Source organism: Spirulina sp. 06S082, from assembly GCF_034932145.1.
Lineage (GTDB): Bacteria > Cyanobacteriota > Cyanobacteriia > Cyanobacteriales > Spirulinaceae > CCY15215.
The window spans coordinates 1-19,681 of sequence record NZ_JAYGHV010000281.1 but is presented as its reverse complement, the minus strand read 5'-3'; the positions used below and the strand labels follow the sequence as shown (position 1 = coordinate 19,681).

Below are 19,681 nucleotides of genomic sequence, written 5' to 3'. Positions count from 1 at the left end.
CGTACCCTGCAAATGAGAAGTTTTATTAAGTAGGGGTTTGGTCTCCAAACCCTAGTAGAGGTTTGGTCTCCAAACCCCGGTTTTTTCCCGGTATTTTCCTGGTATTTTCCCCTCATCAGCGATCGCCTTCCGCAAGGTAGTCATTTTGATGAATGGGAATTTCCACAACAAATTCAGCCCCCTGGCCGGGTTCAGAATAACATCGCATTTTACCACCATGTCGCTCAATAACAACTTGATAGCTAATCGATAACCCTAAACCCGTTCCTTTACCAATTGCTTTAGTGGTAAAAAAGGGATCGAAGAGCTTATCTAGAGTGTCGGGTTTAATTCCCATCCCATTATCAGCAATTTTGATGCGAATCCACTCAGATTCAATTAACTCCGTAGCAATGGTAATTTTCGGAACTTGTGAATCATTAAAATGACCAATTTCCCAAGATTCCTCTAAAGCATCGATCGCATTGCTCAGTAAATTCATAAACACCTGGTTTAACTGACCCGCAAAACATTCAATGTGAGGAAGATTACCGTATTCTTTAATAACTTCAATCTTCTCAATATTTGCTTGTTTTTCCCAAACTGCTCCTTTTAAACGATTTTGCAGAATGCGTAAAGTGCTGTCAATCCCTTCGTGAATATCCACCTCTTTCACCTCTGCTTCATCTAATCGCGAAAAAGTTCGCAAAGACTGCACGATCTCGCGAATGCGTTCAGATCCCAATAGTAAAGAATCCTGCAATTTGGGCAAATCTTCTTTAAGAAAATCGAGTTCTATTTCTTCAATTGCCTCTTGGAGTTCTTCCGGAGGCTGAGGAAAGTGTTTTTGATAGAGTTCAATTAAACTGACTAACTCATTGGTGTAATTTTTAGCATAAACTAAATTGCCATAAATAAAATTAACAGGATTATTGATTTCGTGGGCAACTCCTGCAACCATCTGTCCCAAACTCGACATTTTTTCACTTTGAATCAGTTGGGTTTGGGTTTGTTTAAGTTCGGTCAGTGCTTTTTCTAATTTTTCATTTTTCTCTTTTTGTCGTAGGGCTTCTTCTGCTTGTTTGCGTTCGGTAATATCTCGAAATGTTCCGGTATAGAACGATCGCTGCCCCAGTTCAGCTTTAGTAAGAGTGGCTTCTACGGGAAAAATCGAACCGTCGGCACGATGTCCGACCACTTCCTGTTGTTTATTTTGCAGTAACTTGGTCAGTAAAAGAGCGCGATCGCTAAGTTTTGCTGCGGACCAGCCAATGAGGTCAATAATCGACATTTTCGCCAATGCTTCACTAGAATGTCCAAAAATAAGCTCTGTACTGGGATTGGCAGTAATAATTTCAAGGGTTGCCGTGCTAAAAGTAATAATGGCATCCGTAGAAGTTTGCACGATCGCATCGGTGCGGGTAACGGCTTCTTCCATTGCATCCATCACTTGATTGTAGCGATGACCGATGCGACCGGCTTCGGTAAAGCGATTAACTGGGACTCGGGCGCTCATATCTCGCGTTTCGGCTTGATAATCCATGACGCGAAAAAGGTCGTAGACTTCTGTTTTAGCATCGTGTTCGGAAACGTTCAAACCGATTTCTTCTTCTTTGGGGGAAACGCGCAACCGAACGAAACGATTAAGCACATAAACCAGTATCAATGTTAAGCCAAACGCCCAAACAAAACCCGTACCGATCCCCAATAATTGTACGAGAATCTGCTGTCCTTTATTTAATCCCGTCCCCAAGGCTTCAGGTTTGCCAAATAAAGCCACGGCGAGGGTTCCCCATGCCCCGGCTCCAGCATGGACGGCGATCGCGTCTACGGCATCGTCAATATGCCAACGATTCAACCAATAGACGCAAAGCATCATCACCCCAGCCCCAATACTACCAATAACGGCGGCGATGGGGGTGGAAACGGCGTGACAGGAGGCGGTAATGGCCACTAACCCGGCGATCGAGCCATTCACAATTCGTTCGACTTTAGGAAGACGGTGCTGTTGCCAGTCGATCGCGGCAGAAGTGAGCATTCCGGCAACTCCGGCAAGGATGGTATTAACAATAATGTGAGGAACTTGCTCTGTTAAAGCAAGGGTGCTACCTCCATTAAAGCCCAACCAACCAAACCAGAGTAACATTGCTCCTAAAACGGAAAAGGGCAAATTAGAGCCACGAATCTCTTGGGGGGGTTTATTTTTAGGGAAACGTCCCAAACGCGGTCCGATTACCATTAAGGTAGCAAGGGAGATCCAGCCTCCGATGGAATGGACGACGGTGGAGCCAGCAAAGTCCACAAAGCCCATGTTCCCCAACCAGCCGGTTAGTATTCCTGTTTCGGCACCATTCCAACTCCAATGACCAAAAATAGGATAGATTAACCCCGAGGCGATCGCGGCAATGATTAAATAGGCCTGAAATTTGAGGCGTTCGGCTACGGCTCCGGAGACAATAGTGGTAGCCGTACTACAAAACATGGTTTGAAATAGGAAAAAAGCAGCAAGTTTTGGCGCATTATCTAAGTCAAGAAAGAACCCCGTAGAGCCAAACCAGCCCCCAGAAGAAGCGCCAAACATTAAGGCATAACCGAAGACCCAAAATAAAGCAACGGAAACGCCAAAATCAGCTAAATTTTTAACAGCTACGTTAATACTGTTCTTCGATCTCGTTAGTCCCGATTCTAAACACATGAATCCGGGCTGCATGAGGAACACCAAGCCGGAACAGAAGATAAGCCAAAGAATATCCGTCACTGAAAGATTAATAAATATTTGAATAGTTTTTCCGATCTATTGATTATGCCCTAAATCCCTCACAAATATTGTGCCATTTTATACGATTTATAAGGTTGCATTGCAAAAATTTCTTGAAAATCCGTTTACGACGCAGGAAGCTCAAGCGAAGGAGGAGAAACTTCTCGATTGGTTAATAGTCCTGTTGTTGTTTGTCCATTTACTTGAACGGGAACTAAAATAAATTGGAAAGTCATGGGACTAGAACTATTCTTAACTTGTTTCTGGTAACTATAGACTGTTCCTCCGTCTTGTGGAAAAGAGAAACCTGGTTGAAAGTCAGCCTCTGTTAATCGAGAATTAAGTTCATTTTTGAGGTCTTGTTCTGAAATTTGGCTGGAAGGGTCTTCAATGGGAATACGTCCGCGAAAATAATAGGTTTCTTTATCTGCAAAGGTTGGGCTTATTGCTTGAATTTCAGCGAGTTGAATATCTTTTAAATTTAATTCGGTATACACATCGGCAAAAATTTTCTCTCGCAGTTTTTCTTCTGGGGATAATTGTTCGATTTCATCTTTAAATTTCTCTAATTTTTCCAGTAATACTATTTGATTGAGCAGCATTATTATCGTGCGATCTTCTAGAGAAAAAAGATGGAGATATCGAGGTTGTACATTCGTTACAGAAACTTCATATATTTGAGATGTATCGTTACTCTCTGCAATTGCGGGTTGATTAAATCCTTTTTTGGGAATTTCGTCTTTAAAGAATTTAGCAACCTCGCCAAGAGAATCTCGAGTACTCCTGGTTTTACTATTGATTTCTTTTGATAAATAAGCAAGACCCGAACCCTCTTGAGAATTCTGATAAAAAGGAAAGTTATCTTCAAAAGGATCCCCTGTGGATAGCGGTGGGTTTGTGCCATTCTGCCCTAAGTTTCCGCTAGGTGAATTAGTGGGAGACGGTGAGTTAATTGGAGATGGTGAATTAGTGGGAGATGGTGAGTTAATTGGAGACGGTGAGTTAATTGGAGATGGTGAGTTAATTGGAGATGGTGAATTAGTGGGAGATGGTGAATTAGTGGGAGACGGTTGAGGTTGTGCTGGGATTACTTTTCGAGAAGGGAGAGGAGATCGAGGTCGTTTTTTCGGCTGCGGTGCAACTTTGGTCTTGGTTTGAGGAGGCTGCGATCGCGCTACTGGAGAAGCGTCTGGGGTTGGAATGGGTGAAGGTTTGGGGGGAGAGAGTTGAGTAATTTTAATCGCTTCTTTCTTCTCTTCCTTGGGTTTTTCTGCGTCCACTTCGGTATCTGGGGTCACAGGAAGCAGCAAAAATGCAGCATGAAGCCCCAAAGAAACTAACAGTAGGGGACGATATAAAATCTGGAGAAGGCGCAAATTTTTCCAAGAGGGAGAATTCATGACCGATCGCGCAAAAAAGCCGAATGAATATACTATGGTAGCTCGTTCTTGGGGGAATGACGAACAGTCTCGGCAATTGTTTCTCCCCATAGCGACAGAAGCGATCTCGCTGATTGTTGGCGATCGCTTCATTGTTCTCTCATTAACATCCTCACACAAACATTGATTTTCGATAGGCGGCTTTTAAATCTTTGGGAATATAGGGTAGTAATTCGTCAATCGAACAATTCAGTTTTTTCGATAGCGCAGCTAAGGCCTCATCAAGTTTCTTTGGGTCATCAGGAACATAGACTAATATATCCCAAATTTGCCCCTCTGTCGCTTTGCATAATTGGCTTAGGGTCTCAAAACCAATTCCTTTGGCCTTGTTTTGTTCGAGTTTACCAATGAGTTGCTGACTGCGTTGACTCAACTCTGCTAATTCCTCTTGAGTTAATCCACATTTCTTTCTAGCAAGGGGTAATACAACGATAATTGGCATTGTTTTTTCGCGTCCTTTGTATGTTGGGTGGGAAAGTGCTACCCAGATTATCTTTGAGAAGACATTTTTTTTAGTCCTTATTCTTTATATAACATTTTGATAGCAAAATAATAGTCGCAAATTCACTTATTGTTTTTGGGGGGAAAAATGAAAATCTCTTCATTTCTGTGAAGACTAGCTTGAGATTTTGCCACTTTTGATGCAAATTGCATCAAAAAACAAGAATTGTTTATTCTTATAGATAAATGAAGCGAATTGCATCAATCTATAAATATAGGGAATTGACAGGAAAAGTGGAAAAACCAAGGTCTTCTGAATATGTTATGCTGCAATTGCCACAAAGAGCATAGCATTAAATTGCAATCAAAATCTTCACAGCTTCTTCACAAAGATAGGGTAAGCGCCCAAATTTTCTGGTTTTACGATCGAAATTACCTCGATGAGAAAGCTAGAAAATGAGAAAGTTGAGGCATTATCAAAAAGCTGCGTGCATTTCCGCAATTGTTTTTCTCACTTCTTTCCGGAGGCGATCGCTTTCGATCGCCAGTAAAATTCTTAATGAAAATTGCTCTAAAATCATGCAGTAGATGCTTTCTCCTTCTTAATGAGGTCATAAATACCTAGGTCTTTTAAATGTTCCGTAGGAATACTGGTAATAAGATTAGGTTGAGAAATAATTGCGTTAGAGACAGAAGTGCGTTCGATCGCGCTCCGATCTGCACGATCGCGATTTTCTAAAGTTTGATGGGGCATTGTTGCCGCGATCGCATAACGCTGAAATCGAGAAATATCCTTGATATAGGTCAATAACTCTCTTCCCAATTTTGTTTTGCGCCAATCCAATTCCGGCGCGATCGCCTCATCGAGAGAGAGGGTGTTTCCCTTTGCTCCCCAAATGCGAAAAACAGGGCTATTGTAAAGGCCGCCTTCTTCTCCAAAAGCAAAAGTATTTCCTTCTCCCGTAACATCCACAAAACAACGAGGGAAAAAAGAAAAGCACAAGCGATCGGTCAGATCGCGATTTTTGCCGATTTCAATCAGATCGCTATTGCAAATGAGAACAAAACAAAATCTCTCTCTTGGAGGCAATTTCAGGGGTTCGATCCGATTAACGCGATCGTCTGGGAAACGCGCCCCCCAACTGCCAAATCTAGCGCCCTGGGTCAAATCTGCGATGGCCACATGACCTAATGGTATGGAATTGAGCGACTTTGAGGAGTGAATGCGATCGAGAATTTCTGGGATTAATGCGGGAGAATCTAATTGAAAATCCTCCATTCCTTCTAAACTGAAGAGTACCAGTTGTCCTGCCGATATTTCCCGACCGTGCCAAAGAAACTCGATCGCAATTTCTCCTGTTTCCCCGACGGTAAAAATGCCCGAGGGAGATTCTTGAGAAACGCGATCGAAGTTAAGAAAATCGCGAATATAGGGCGCTTGGGGGGATAATCTGAAAAGTTGTTTGAGGAATTGAAAGAACACGACAATATTTCCAAGAGTGTGAGGGGTCTAATTTACTCATCGGAAGAAGTGGGCTGGAATTATGCAGTTCTTAATATCTCTTAATCATTTAACGCCCAAAACCCTGTAGCGACGTTGTATGCAACATCGCTACAAAATACATAAATCGACAGGCTAAACTTTATTTTCCTAAGAAACTGAATAATCCCCAGGGATGGGTGCTTCTCCTCCTTCGAGTCCTAATGACTCTAGCAGGGCGCGATCGCGTTCGGGAGGCTGTCCGAGGGTGGTGAGGTAATGACCCACCAACATCGCGTTAATTCCCGCTTGTAAGCCCAAATGCTGCAATTCTCCCATAACAGCTTCTCGCCCCCCCGCATAGCGAAGAATTTGCTGGGGAAGTAAGAGACGAAAGAGGGCGATCGCTTTTAAGGCTTGGTAAGGATCGAGGGGATTTTCTGCTCCCAAGGGGGTGCCTTGACGGGGGTTTAATAGGTTGAGAGGGACTGATTCTACTTCTAATTCTCTCAGAGCGAGGGCGAGATCCACCCGATCCGGCCAACTTTCCCCCATACCCATAATGCCCCCAGAACAGGCTTGAATGCCTGCTGCTTTGAGATTTTTAATGGTTTCGACGCGATCGCGCCATTGGTGAGTCGTGACGATTTCGGGGAAGTAATTTTCCGAGGTTTCCAAATTATGGTTGTAGCGAGTCACTCCGGCTTCTCGCAAGGCTTCCGCTTGTTCCGGTGTGACTTCCCCTAGGGCGCAACAAGGTTTAATGGCGGTAGTGGCGATAATTTCCCGCACAGTTTCAAGAATTTGCTCAAATTCTTGCGATTTGGGGCTATTATATTTTATCCCTCGACCCTGACTGACCAAGCAAAAGCGCTTGGCTCCTGCGGCGGATGCGGCTTGGGCTTGAGCGATAATATCTGCTTTAGTTTTTAACTCATAAACTGGGGAGTTTTCACCGGGATGGTGCGCTGACTGGGAGCAAAAACTGCAATTTTCCGAGCAATTTCCCGATTTAATGTTAACAATGCTGCACAGATCGACGACATTACCACAACAGGCCGCCCGGACGCGATCGGCGGCTTCGCAGAGGGCTAAAATATCCGCCTCGCCTTCGATTTTAGTTAAATCTAGGGCTTCCGATCGCTCTAACTGTTCTCCCGCTATGATGCGATCGCTCAGGTGGGCTAGATAGGTTTTTAACGGGTTTCCCGTTAAGGGTGGGGTTGGGTTTGGACTGCTCGATCGATCTAAAGCAGTGGATGCGAATGCTTGAACCACGTTTTGCTCGTACTCCCAATATTGGCGATCGCAATCTTATCAGTTTGATGTCCCCTAAGACCAAGGTAGTGTAACGAAACTTCTTAATCTATATTTTCTAGTGGTCTGTCAAGAATTTTTTGGCGGGTAAGAGCGATCGCCATAACCCTAATCCATTTCAATGGATTTTTTGTATGAGACAGGGATTTTCAATCCCTGGCGGATCTAGATATCAAGAAAAGACCTAAAATGAAAAACCACCGCGAAAGACGTAAAATCTCAAATAACCAATAATATAAATGACATTAATTGAAATTAAAATCCCTTTAGCTAACCATGTATCGAGCATTTTAAATACAAACGGTGTTGCAACTAATACTAATAATAACTCTCCCAAAGCAACGAAGACTGCATGATGTTGAGGATCCCAATAAGAAAGGGGACTAATGAAGCGATAATCACTAAAAGGAAAGAAATGGCGGTGTGCATCTTCATTGTGAACGGGAAGGTCTAATAAGTCGTGCAGGATCATACTCGCAAAGAGAAATGCGGCCATTTTCCAACGAAAATAAAGACAGATAGGAATGGCGATCGCCGCAACAGGAATAGAATGAGATAAGGCAATAATATTCTGCCAAAATGGTTCGTAATATGCTTCATTCCAGATTTGTTTTTCTGGTAATTTTTGCACCAACTTAGCAACCAAGTAAAAGGCAAAAATCGGCGCATCAGGAAGCATTGAACCAATGGTAATGGCTACTTTTGCCTCCGGTGTTAAAACAGTACCCATGAGGGCGAGATTAAAAACGTAATGACTGGGTGTGTTCATGTTATACAAGTTATGAATGATGAATTATGAATATTGTTTAATTTTCTATTCTTCTATTCTCTACTCCCCGAACATTAACCCAAGTTGCACCTTTAAAGATAGTATCAGTGAGATCGGCACGGGTTAAATTGGCATTTAATAAAACTGCACCACTAAGATCGGCGAGTTGCAAATTGGCATCACTAAGATTTGCCCCTTCTAAATTAGCATCAATTAATTTTGCTTCCCGTAAATTGGTATAGCTTAAATTAGCATTGATTAATTCTGCTTGGCTTAGATCGGCTTTTTCTAACGTGCAACCTACCAGAATTGTATCTGTTAATTTGGCAGTTTTCAAGGTGGCAAGGGATAAATCTGCACCACTCAAATCGCTGGAGATTAAAGATGCCCCATGAAGATAAGCAGAAGGCAATTTAGCCCCGATTAAGTTAACGCGGTTTAAATTGGCGATCGCCAACTTAGTGCGCGTTAAATCTGCCTCTTCTAAATTTGCTCCTTCCAAATTTGCCCAATTAAAACTAGCATCTTGAAAAACCCCTCGACTCAAATTGGCTGCTGTTAAATTCGCCTTCACAAAACCTGCTTCCTTGAAATTGGCCTCTTGTAGTTGAGATTGAATCAAGTTAGCTCCAGCCAAATTAGTTGCCCTTGCGTTAACATGATGTAAAACTGCACTTTGAAAGTTACTATTTCTCAGATCGCTGAGGGTTAAAGTTGCGCGATCGAGATTAGCACTGGTAAAAACTGCACCTCTTGCATCAATTTTTTTTAAACTCGCTTGCTCTAAATTTGCACTGACAAAATTAGCCCCACCCAAGAAACTACCGTCGAGTGTTGCTCGTCTTAAATCTGCTAAAGCTAGTCGTGCAAAGGCTAAATTAGTATTCTTTAAATTGGCTCGATTTAAAAAGGCTTCTTCTAATCGCGCTGACGATAAATCTGCACCTTGTAAATTAGCACTATCCAAATTAGTGGAAGTTTTTTCCTCTTCTTTACCGATCGCCTGCAATTGTGCTAAACGTAGATTAGCTCCGACTAAATCAGCCAAAACTAATTGCGCTCCATTCAAATTGGCTCGTTGCAAATTGGCGCTTTGTAAGTTTGCACCGTTTAAATTTGCCCCTTCTAAATTTGCATCTTGTAAATCTGCTCCCGCTAACTCAGCTTGGGCGAGTTGAGCCTCTCTCAAATCGCATTTCGGACAAGATTTCGTACTTAATAAACGAGTAACATGATCTGGATTAGCAGCATTAGCAGGAGAAACCAGAAAAATAGAGAAAACTAATAACAATAACTCGATCGCATTTTATTTACCCTTTTGAACAAGATTAAATTAAACTGTTTCTCATTTCTGATTTCTCCAACTCAATTAAACGGCTCAAAACCCCGATCGCGCAATCGCACTCCGTTTAATAGCAATTGCATCTTTTGTACCCCCGCACGATCGCCTTGTTGACGGTAAAGTTGAAGGGCGCGCTTCCAGACCTTAATCGCTTCTTCTTCCTGTCTCCTCTCTTGAAAAGCTAAACCCAGTTTATAAAAAGGTTCCGGATTATTGGGAGCGAGTTGAGTTGCATTTTCGTAATGTTGTGTGGCAGAAATATAACTTTTTTGCGCGAAGAAAAAATTACCCACTTCGATTTGAATTTCCCAAGAATTAGCACCTACAGATGCCGCTCGAGCAAACATCGTTCTTGCTTCTGGAATTTGTCCTTGTTCTTGCAAAATCCGACCAATTTGTACAGAAGTATTAGCATTATTAGGATTGAGTCTTTCTGCTCTTCGGAAAGCATTCAGAGCCGCATCGAGATCGCCATTAATTCCAGCGAGAAAAATCCCCAACTGTATCCACAATTGACTATTGCTAGAGTAGCTTTCGACAGCACGTTGCAACAGATCGATCGCCTCTCGATCGCGATTGAGTTCTAACAGTGCCGTTGCCATAAACCCAAAAACGCTGCCATCTTCAGGGTTATTCCTAGCGACGCGATTATACACTTCTAAGGCGCGAGAATAATTGCCCTGGCGCATGAGAACAACCCCCAAACCCATATAACTATTGTTATTTGCCGGAGCGAGTTGGATGGCTCGTTCATAGGCGCGGGCGGCGTTGCGATTGTCCCCCATTTGCGCTAAACAGTAGGCATAGGCATAGTAAAAATCGGGATTGTTACCCTCGATCGCCAATGCCTGTTGATAGGCGCGAGAGGCTTCCCGATACTGTCCTTGCTGGGTTCGCAGATAGCCGATCCCCGCGTAAATTTTGCTATTACGGCGATCGTAATAAGCTGCTTGTTCGTAAGCGGCGATCGCGCGATCGTAATCGCCGGCATCCACGAGGTCTCGCGCTTGACGCAACAGAGCCTCGAGTTGTTGATTTTGGGGTGAATACTGGGCGAGCATCGGGGCAGGATTAATAACAATAAATCCGGTAGACCACAACCCTGTAAACAGTGCGAAAATAATTCGAGAAATGATTGCTTTGCCCATTGGTTTTTCTAGTCGATCGCAAACAGTAAAGAGTCGGTAAGTATCAATTACCTATCACCTATGACTGATGACCGATTCAGCATTTTTCCGATACCACGCGATGGTGTTTTTTAAGCCTTCCTCAAAGCCAACTTCCGCAACAAAGCCAAATTTTTCCTTAGCGCGTTGAGTATCCAAACACCGTCGAGGTTGACCATTAGGTTGCTCGGTTTCCCAAATAATTTCGCCTTTAAACTCCATTAATTTGCAAATGAGTTCTACGAGATCCCGAATCGAAATTTCTCGATTTGTTCCCAAATTCACCGGGGGAGATTCATTATATTTTTGTGTCGCCATGACAATTCCCCGTGCCGCATCGGTGGAGTAAAGAAATTCCCGCGTTGGGGAACCATCTCCCCAAACTGGTAAGGTTTTCTGGTCACTTTTTTGTGCTTCGTAGACTTTGTGGATTAAAGCTGGAATTACATGAGAACTGCGAGGATCGAAATTATCTTCCGGTCCGTAGAGATTGACGGGGAGTAGATACACCCCATTAAATCCGTACTGCTGTCGATAGGATTCCAATTGAACCAAGAGGGCTTTTTTGGCAATGCCATAGGGGGCATTAGTTTCCTCCGGATAGCCATTCCAGAGATCATCTTCTTTGAAAGGAACCGGAGTAAATTTGGGATAAGCGCAAATCGTCCCGACGCAGACAAATTTCTCAACCCCAGCTTTATGCGCTTCGTGAATTAATTGCGTCCCCATCATTAAGTTATCGTAGAACAACTCGGCGGGTTTTTCGCGATTCAAACCGATCCCACCCACGTGAGCCGCTAAGTGAATGATGACATCTTGATTTTGTACGACCTGGTGACAAGCCTCCAAAGTACAGAGATCGAATTCTTGCGATCGCGGTACAAAGATTTTCTCTGGATTTGCCCCTGCTTGTTGCAGTTGAGCAATAACCTGCTTGCCTAAAAAACCCGCACCGCCGGTAACGACGATTCGTTTATCCTGTAAATCTAACATTGCGTTTTTCCCTCTCGTCAATTTCCCAGTCTAATCGACAGTCATGCCCCTATTTTGCCGGATGTAGGCATTATCTTCCACTAATTTTTGCGCGATCGCATCGGTTTTATTGGGGGAAGAGAGTCCCAAGGCTGCCAAATCTGCTTCTACCATTAAATAGACTAATTCCGCAAAAGAAACGGAGGTTTCCCAACCTAAATTTTCCTTTGCTTTGCTACAATCACCGATGAGCAAATCTACCTCTGCTGGGCGCAGATAACGAGGGTCAAATTTGACGTAATCTTTCCAGTTCAAATTGACATAGTTAAAGGCCAAATCGAGAAACTCTTGAATAGAGTGGGTTTCATTCGTGGAGATCACGTAATCGTCTGGGGTATCCTGTTGCAGCATCAACCACATTGCCCGCACGTAGTCTTTAGCATAGCCCCAGTCTCGTTTAGAGTCTAAATTACCCAAATAGAGGTCTTTTTGCTGTCCGGCGACAATACGAGCCACCGCCCGTGTAATTTTTCGCGTTACAAAAGTTTCTCCCCTGCGTGGACTTTCGTGATTAAATAAAATCCCGTTACAAGCAAAAAGATTATAAGACTCTCGATAATTAATGGTTTGCCAGTGAGCATAAACCTTCGCACAAGAGTAAGGACTGCGAGGATAGAAAGGTGTCGTTTCTTTTTGGGGGACATCCTGTACCTTACCAAACATTTCCGAGGAGCCAGCTTGATAATAACGAACTTCGTTACCGGTGCGTTGTTGGTAATCCCGCACGGCTTCTAAGAGTCGCAAGGTTCCCATTGCCACAGAATCCACGGTATATTCAGGAGAATCGAAACTCACTCGGACGTGAGATTGAGCGCCTAAATTGTAGATTTCATGGGGTTGAACCTCTTCGACGATGCGCCCTAGGGTCGTCCCGTCAGTGAGATCGCCGTAATGGAGAAAAAATTTCGCCCCGTCACTGTGAGGATCGACGTAAATATGATCGATGCGATCGGTATTAAATGTCGAAGTTCGTCGGATAATTCCGTGAACTTCATACCCTTTCTCAAGTAATAGTTCGCTTAAATAAGAACCATCTTGACCAGTAATTCCCGTAATTAGAGCCTTCTTTGCTTGCGTCATGCGTTTTCAGGTAACAATTAACACTTAACCGTTAACAATTCTAACCGATGCGCGATCGCCGATCGCAACTAAACCTAAAACCAGAGAGTGAGGGTTAGCCATTGATTTTAATCAATGGACATCGAACGCAACGGGTTTTAACCCGTCTTGTGTTACAATACTTCCATGTAAGTCCACAGCTATTTTTTAGCCAAGGGATGTAGGAGTCTGTTGACAGACTTGGAGAAGCGGTCGAGGGATGCTGAATTTAGTTCAGCATATCCAATCGACCAAGAGATAGTTCAGCATATCCAATCGACCAAGACAAGCGCGGTTTTAACAAGGTGCTGTGGGCGGAACTATTTCCGCCCTTTAAAAGCGCCGCCCGCTTTCGGTGGATTAACCACAGAATCCCCGTCTTTTTAAAGCGGGGAGATGTCAAAGGTTAGGATGTAGAGTTCAATGGTTGTCGAAGCTAACATTACCCTAGAAATAGGAGGCTCGAAAGAGCAAAAACGCTATGCGTACAGGGTTGTTTAGTTAGACACAGTAATTGTCCTGTTAAAAGTGCAATACAAAGGCACCCTAATTAAACAACTCCAAGGCGGTAGCGAAACTAATATAAAGCCGTCCTATAAGGATGGGGTTTCTACCCAATTTTTCTGATGAAAATTTGGCATTGCGAAAAACAGTGCGGTGCGTGCTGTCATCTCGATCCGGCAGATCGCCCCGATCTAGGAGATTATCTTTCTGCCGAGGAACTCGATCGCTACATGAGTATGGTGGGAGAAGACGGCTGGTGCATTAATTTCGATCGCCAGACGCGGGAATGTAGCATTTATGAGCAACGTCCTCGGTTTTGTCGCGTGCAATCGGATATCTTTGCTGAAATGTATGACGTTTCCTCCCAAGATTTTAATGATTTTGCTATTGATTGCTGTCGTCAACAAATTACCGGAGTTTATGGCGATCTCAGTCCGGAAATGTCTCGCTACAATGAATCCCATTAAAGTTCAACTGCTTGAACTACTACCACTGTCATCGCTCTTTTTCTTCTTCTTCCAAATACCGCCTTTTTTGCCCGTTGACAATTCACTTGGAGTTTTAACCCACCATCCCGCACTAGCAGGAATTCCCGCAGCATTGAGAACCTGTTCGGCAAATTTCGCACAGTTCATTCCTTCCCTCGTAAAGCTAATTGAGTGTCCTGTAAAGGCATAAATTAACTTTCTCGAGTCTGCTTTGGCTTTGATTTTGTCTGCCTTAGCCAGGGCTTTGAGGGCTTTTCCTTCGGTAATGTCCCAGTTACGTTGAACTTTGGTGGCAATACTGCTTAAGTGAGATTTTGAGGGATTAACGGTAACTGTTATCGACCCTTTAAATCTTTCTGGAGGCGCACTGCCCACATTACTATTGGTGGATCCGGAATAAGTGAGAGAACCGCTATCGTCTTTGTCGCTGACGACCGCACTTTGAGAACTACCCACCGTACTACCAGTAGGGGCAATGCCGCTACTGGTGCCACTACTGCCCCCACTGGCGCTATCACCTTTCCCTCCTGCTGCGGTTAAGTGTAGCACATAATGTTTTGCTGCACCTTCGGCAGAAAGATATTCTAATCCTACCCAAGAATGTCCCCCGGTTAATTCTTCCTTACAAACGGCAGCAATCACCCCCTGTCCTTTCTCGATCGTTTTATCTTTTTGTAATAGACTGGGCATTTCGTCTAAGGGCGCGTCTATTTCTTCCGTTGTTGGTGTAGGCTCATCTACAGAAGATTCAGAAGAAACCCCGCTACTGCCGCCGCCTCGTTGAATATAACCGTCGGAGAATTTAGCCTGGATAGAACTTCCCCCTTGCTGCATAACGTGGGTGAGTTCGTGGGCAATTAATGACTGTCCCCCGCGACTACCGGGGTTATATTGTCCTTGCTTAAAAAAGATATCTTGTCCGGTGGTAAATGCTTTGGCTTGAATTGAATCACTTAATCGACTCGCCGTAGCATCTGTATGGATTTTAACCCCACTAAAATCGGCTCCCATTGCCTGCCCCATCTGAGTTTGGGTTTGGGAATCAAGGGATTGTCCGCCGCTTTTGGCTTGTCCTAAATCTCGTTCAAACTCTTGGGAGACTTCATTCCCCCCTGCTGCTTTGCATTGTAGCCCGCGATCGCCCACCTTCATCTGCAAGGGTTGTTCCTCCCCTTCTCCTTGACGGGGAGAAGTATGAAGGCGCTGTACCACTTGTGAGGCAATGCGATCGGCTTCTTGTTCGTATTTGTCTCCGACTTCACCAATGGTCAGTTTAGCTTGCACGGGGGCAAAAGCGAGATTGCCATACATTGCGGCCAAAGGATTTTGGGTATTGACCTGCCAATTGTCTGCATTGGGTTGCCATTCTGGGAGAGGGGAAGACTCTGGGGATTTTTTGGGCTGGGCGATCGCGCTTCGGGCAAAACGAGAGGTTTTAATGGGGCTGCGATCGCTCTTTCTGGCGATTTGAAATTGTTTGTTTTGTGGCATTGTTTTGGCAATATTGTGAGATTTTGAATTTAGGTTGTAATAACATTACCTGCATTATCAAAAAGAACATCAAGGCTTACATAAATACTACCTCTGTTATCTCGTCTTTCGATTTGCCCTCGACCCACATCAGCAAAAGTAATGATTTTAAAGGGAGTCAATTCGATTTCATTATTAGCCATTGCCTCAGTACCTCCATCAGGAATGGGTCGGAAGGTATATTGGGTTGTCATTGCTCCCTCATAGGTGGAGGCACCCATAACCGTTTTACCGTCTGTAAAGGTTGTTCCTTTCAACACTTTAGGAATCTTGGCGTATCTTTGCTGATTTAATAATGCTTGTTGTTTGAGTGCTTCTGCGTCTAGTTTGCGCTGCCTTTCTTCGTCTGCCTTACGCTGTTCATTTTGGAAATATGCGTCATCGGGAGTATAACCCACATCGCCCCCTTCAGCCAAGGTTGAGGGTTTCTTAATCACTTTACCTGCTGAGGCTTCAGGAATTCCCGCCGCTTTGAGGACGACTTCTCCAAATCGAGCGCAGTTAATGGCATTCTTTTTAAAGGGGGAGACACCTAGCATGGTGTAGCTATATTTGGCTTTATTAGCCTTAACATCCTCTGCTTTTTCCTGTGCTTTAACAATCTTGTCTGGAGTCGTTACCCAACTCTTTTTGGTGCCGCCACCAATACGGGCTAAACTCTCATCGGAAGCAACTTTATTGGTAATGGTAATTTCTTCATACCCAGTACCACTGGAACTGCTGGTTGTACCGCTAGAAGTCATATCTGTTGTACCCGAAGACCCACCCGATTTTGCCCCAACGGTTAAGTCAATTTTATGACTTTCGGGTTGACCCGCATTCAATCGCTCGGTATAGATGATAGTATGTCCGCCAGCTAATCCTCCGGAAGCAACGGCGGTAATCACGCCATTGGTAGCGGTAATTTCTTGTGCTTTGAGAGCATGGCTGTAATGCTTGTTGAGGTCGCTATCAAAAAAAACGGGTTGTACGACGGATTCATTTTGGGGGGTGGTATGAAGGGATTTTGGCTGGACTGCGTTGCCGTTTTGCTGCATAACGTGGGTTAATTCGTGGGCAACTAACTCCTGTCCCCCTTTACTCTTGGGATTGTATGCCCCCTGTCGGAAAAAGACATCTTGCCCAGTGGTAAAGGCTTTGGCTTGCAGGGATTGATTGAGGCGATCGGCTTGAGAATCGGTATGTACTTTTACATTACTAAAATCGGCTCCCATTGCCCCTCCCATTGATTGTTGCAGGCTGTTATCCAAGGGTTGACCTCCTCCTCTAGCACTGTCGATCGCCGACTCGATCTCGTTGGGAATTTCTCCTCCTCCTAAAGCATCTTGCCGTTGTAGGGTTGGCTTCATTTGTACGGGGTTTTCTGGTGGGGAAGAGGGAGTTTCGGGGGTATGAATGCGCTGTACGACTTCTTTCGCGACGCGATCGGCTTCTTGTTCGTAGGGATCGCCGATTTTGCCGAGGGTAAGTTTAGCTTGTATGGGAGTCGTATTGGTACTGCTGGGGTTATTACTATACATTCCCCCTAACGGATTTTGCGAGTTTGTCTGCCAATTATCGGCACTGGGTTGCCATTCCGGTAGGGCTGTTTTTTCTGTTTTCTTTTTAGCTTGCACGACGGGAGGGGAGACAAAACCATGAGAGACAAAACCATAAGAGTTTTGTGGGATTTGATTGGTTTTGGATGAAGGAATGTTTTGGCGATCGCCCATCGGATTGACTCCAGGAATTTAGCAAGATGCTCGTATTTAGTTTAATCCTAACCGAGGAAAAACGAGTTAACATTAGACTTTTGGTTAAGATTTTCCCTTGGTAGTAAATAGTAAGTACCTAAGCAAAATTAATTGTATACTTTGTGCCAAAATTTATAAGAATTTCTTCGACTTTCTCTACTAGAGTCTTAAAGTTTTCATAAGCCTCACTATCTAACCATTTATACTTCATAAACCTCCACAGAATTTCAATAATATTTAAATGAGGTGAATAGTTGGGTAAAAAGAATATGTGTAATCCTTTTTCTTTCCACTCTTCTTCTTTATTCCATACCCAATTATTTTGATGTATTGACGAGTTGTCTAGTACTACATAGGTTTCCTTCTTAATTTTTTGGGCTAGAGCGTCTAGGCACGCTACTACTACATCACTATTTATACTGCATTGAAATATGTAGGCATCTAGTTGGTTATTTCGACTCATAAATCCCAGCACATTCAATCGAGAACTTTGTTGACTCTTTATCTCAATTTTTTCTGATGCTTCCTGCCAAGCATAGGGGACATATGGCACTAAACAGAATCCACTTTCATCTCCATACTTTATCTCAATTTCTCCTCTTGCTTCTCTTCTTTTTAACTCCTCTAATTCTTCGATTTTTCTCTCATAGTATTGGGGATGAGGTTCTCCTCCTACTCGTTTCTTAATTCTATACCAGCCCATTTTTAGTCTTTTTATTACTCTTTTTATGGTTTCTTTACTGGTTTCTATCAATTGTGCTATTTTATATCCTCGATCGCTGAGTTGTATACAATGCGCCCTCTGTCGGACTTGAGGATATTTGCTTTCTTTCCAAATTCTCTTTAGGATTTTCAGAGTTTCTTGGCTTAATCCTTTTACGTATCTCATTTTTTCCTCTCTTGGTTGGTTTTTTCTTTTCGACTTCCCGATCCTATCCTTTTTTGATAAAATATACAATTAATTTCGTTTGACTACTTAAAGAATTATTAGAGCGCTATGAGGCAGGAGAAAGAGACTTTTCTGGGGTGGATTTGACTAAGGAAAATCTCAGTGGTGCGGTATGGAATGCGGATGGATTTGGAGGACTACCTGATTATCCAGTTGGGGCAGCAATTTTGAGGGGAATTAATTTAAGTCAAGCCAATCTGACTCAAGTTCGTTTAGATGGTGTTGATTTGCGAGGAGCGAATTTACAAGGAGCAAATCTGGAAACAGCGTTGATGGATTATGCTGACTTGAGTGATGCCAATCTCTCGGAGGCTCTCTTATTTCAGACTTCTTTGCGTCGTGCAATCCTCAAAAGAACCAATCTCAAAAAAGCAAGTTTGAGACAGGTGCAGATTCCTCGCGCAAACTTCTGCGATGCTAATTTGGAAGAAGCTAATTTATTCGAGACTAATGCAGAATATGCAAATTTCTGCCGTGCCAATCTCAAGAATTCAAAATAAAAAAGTGCAGTTATTTCGGGTATCTGTCTCTACCGATAGAACGGAATATGTGGCAACAAATGAACTCAAGAAAACTTCTGTAGAAGAAGTAAAAAAATTTGATTTATGAAACAATTTAATCTTTTTCTTCTGGCGATCGCTATCCAAAATTTTTAGCCATCGTCTATCTTGCTATACCTTGAGGGGTGACAAAGAGGCTGAAAGGTAAAGAGGACAAGGAATTTGGCAAATGTCCTCAAAAAAGAATAGAGTTGTCTGGTGCAGACAACTCAAAAAAGAAATGTTTCCTGAATTATACCAAAAAGTCATTGAGATTCATCTTCTTGGTGCGCGTTCCCTAGGCGAATTCGATTGTTCCGGTAGGTCGCACCGCTAAATGAAAGCCAACGCCTAACGTTGCAATTGTTGATAATGCTCTTACAAAGTCACAGAAATGTGAGGTTGTCACAATTAGCAGAATTATTTCCCCAACCGATAAAATATGAAAGCGGTTGAGGGACGGTGAGGTTTCCTCACCGTCCCTCAACCAAGAGAGTCGAGTGCGAAACTTGCAAAGATTTTTAAATTTACCTCAACTGAGTGTAAAACTGTTATGGTTTCCGATTCTTAAAAAATGGATAAAAACCGAATATCGACAGAGAACAGTAAATCGAAAACAAAGAAGAATAGCGAAGAAATTAAAATTGATTCATCAAGGATATCTTCTGTTAGCTCTAGATAGAACCCAATGGAAAGAGAAAAATATAATGATGTTAAGTTTAGCGTGGGGAAAGCACGCTATTCCGGTCTATTGGGAAATATTAGAGCAGAAAGGAAGTAGCAATTTAAGTCAACAAAAAACGATAATATCCCCCGTATTACACTTTCTTCATCATTATCCAATAGTCGTATTAGGAGATCGAGAATTTCATAGTATAAAATTGGCAAAGTGGTTGGAGAAGAAGGGTGTAGACTTTCGCCACTTTGCAAGGAATTTCTGCTCGAAACCTCAATACAAGTGAGTATGTCTGCCGCCCTACTGAGAAGCACCGTTCTGTTCCTCGCCATAGTGACTTTTGGATTGGACTCTATGGCTTTCTTTGGGTTGAGTCCATGGAACTTTGGTCAGACCTTGCCACTCTTTTGATGAATCTTAAATCTCATAAGCGTCTCTATT

General features: G+C 43.2%; 16 protein-coding genes and 1 pseudogene. 4 read left to right on the top strand and 13 right to left on the bottom strand.

Annotation, left to right across the window (positions count from 1 at the left end; all coding sequences use genetic code 11):
* Positions 1-115: 115 nt before the first annotated feature.
* Complete coding sequence (amt, locus tag VB714_RS17015; protein ID WP_323225832.1) at positions 116-2,737, bottom strand: ammonium transporter; 2,622 nt, start codon at positions 2,735-2,737, stop codon at positions 116-118.
* Positions 2,738-2,862: 125 nt separating this feature from the next.
* Entirely contained in the window at positions 2,863-4,137 is a 1,275-nt protein-coding gene (locus VB714_RS17010) for a hypothetical protein (protein ID WP_323225831.1), read from the bottom strand.
* Between VB714_RS17010 and VB714_RS17005 the strand changes: the two genes are divergently transcribed.
* The gene (locus tag VB714_RS17005) at positions 4,136-4,303 is read left to right on the top strand and encodes a hypothetical protein (RefSeq protein WP_323225830.1); all 168 of its coding nucleotides are present in this window, start codon (positions 4,136-4,138) and stop codon (positions 4,301-4,303) included. The genes VB714_RS17010 and VB714_RS17005 overlap by 2 nt on opposite strands.
* Here VB714_RS17005 and VB714_RS17000 read toward each other — a convergent pair.
* The 8 genes from VB714_RS17000 to gmd all read right to left on the bottom strand — a co-directional run bounded on the left by VB714_RS17000 (position 4,289) and on the right by gmd (position 12,803).
* A complete protein-coding gene (locus tag VB714_RS17000) occupies positions 4,289-4,618 on the bottom strand; it encodes a helix-turn-helix domain-containing protein (protein WP_323225829.1) in 330 nt (109 codons plus the stop codon). The genes VB714_RS17005 and VB714_RS17000 overlap by 15 nt on opposite strands.
* A 576-nt stretch (positions 4,619-5,194) precedes the next feature.
* Positions 5,195-6,100, bottom strand: coding sequence for a hypothetical protein (locus tag VB714_RS16995; RefSeq protein ID WP_323225828.1), 906 nt, complete (start codon positions 6,098-6,100; stop codon positions 5,195-5,197).
* 168 nt (positions 6,101-6,268) lie between these two features.
* Positions 6,269-7,375, bottom strand: coding sequence for a biotin synthase BioB (gene bioB, locus VB714_RS16990; protein ID WP_323225827.1), 1,107 nt, complete (start codon positions 7,373-7,375; stop codon positions 6,269-6,271).
* A 223-nt stretch (positions 7,376-7,598) separates the two neighbouring features.
* Positions 7,599-8,183: a hypothetical protein gene (locus VB714_RS16985; protein WP_323225826.1), complete on the bottom strand. Its 585-nt coding sequence runs from the start codon at positions 8,181-8,183 to the stop codon at positions 7,599-7,601.
* A 37-nt stretch (positions 8,184-8,220) separates the two neighbouring features.
* The gene (locus VB714_RS16980; RefSeq protein WP_323225825.1) at positions 8,221-9,474 is read right to left on the bottom strand and encodes a pentapeptide repeat-containing protein; all 1,254 of its coding nucleotides are present in this window, start codon (positions 9,472-9,474) and stop codon (positions 8,221-8,223) included.
* A 74-nt stretch (positions 9,475-9,548) separates the two neighbouring features.
* Positions 9,549-10,673 (bottom strand): tetratricopeptide repeat protein, encoded by a 1,125-nt coding sequence (locus tag VB714_RS16975; protein WP_323225824.1) that lies wholly within the window; start codon positions 10,671-10,673, stop codon positions 9,549-9,551.
* Between the two features lie 54 nt (positions 10,674-10,727).
* Positions 10,728-11,684, bottom strand: coding sequence for a GDP-L-fucose synthase (locus VB714_RS16970; protein ID WP_323225823.1), 957 nt, complete (start codon positions 11,682-11,684; stop codon positions 10,728-10,730).
* 30 nt (positions 11,685-11,714) lie between these two features.
* Positions 11,715-12,803, bottom strand: coding sequence for a GDP-mannose 4,6-dehydratase (gmd, locus tag VB714_RS16965; RefSeq protein WP_323225822.1), 1,089 nt, complete (start codon positions 12,801-12,803; stop codon positions 11,715-11,717).
* Between the two features lie 644 nt (positions 12,804-13,447).
* Between gmd and VB714_RS16960 the strand changes: the two genes are divergently transcribed.
* Positions 13,448-13,792, top strand: coding sequence for a YkgJ family cysteine cluster protein (locus tag VB714_RS16960; protein WP_323225821.1), 345 nt, complete (start codon positions 13,448-13,450; stop codon positions 13,790-13,792).
* 3 nt (positions 13,793-13,795) lie between these two features.
* Here VB714_RS16960 and VB714_RS16955 read toward each other — a convergent pair whose 3' ends face one another.
* The 3 genes from VB714_RS16955 to VB714_RS16945 all read right to left on the bottom strand — a co-directional run bounded on the left by VB714_RS16955 (position 13,796) and on the right by VB714_RS16945 (position 17,965).
* Positions 13,796-15,304, bottom strand: a complete 1,509-nt coding sequence (locus VB714_RS16955) for a DUF4157 domain-containing protein (protein WP_323225820.1) — start codon at positions 15,302-15,304, stop codon at positions 13,796-13,798.
* Positions 15,305-15,333: 29 nt separating this feature from the next.
* On the bottom strand, positions 15,334-17,055 hold the full coding sequence (locus tag VB714_RS16950) for a DUF4157 domain-containing protein (protein ID WP_323225819.1): 1,722 nt from the start codon (positions 17,053-17,055) through the stop codon (positions 15,334-15,336).
* A 118-nt stretch (positions 17,056-17,173) separates the two neighbouring features.
* Entirely contained in the window at positions 17,174-17,965 is a 792-nt protein-coding gene (locus VB714_RS16945; RefSeq protein WP_323225818.1) for an IS630 family transposase, read from the bottom strand.
* Between the two features lie 137 nt (positions 17,966-18,102).
* Here VB714_RS16945 and VB714_RS16940 point away from each other — a divergent pair, with 137 nt between their 5' ends.
* Together VB714_RS16940 and VB714_RS16935 are read left to right on the top strand one after the other, a co-directional pair.
* Positions 18,103-18,525 carry a pentapeptide repeat-containing protein gene (locus VB714_RS16940; protein ID WP_323225817.1) on the top strand — a complete coding sequence of 141 codons (423 nt, stop codon included), beginning with the start codon at positions 18,103-18,105 and terminating at the stop codon, positions 18,523-18,525.
* A 366-nt stretch (positions 18,526-18,891) separates the two neighbouring features.
* Positions 18,892-19,681 (top strand): annotated as a pseudogene (locus tag VB714_RS16935) (hypothetical protein); the annotation flags it as partial.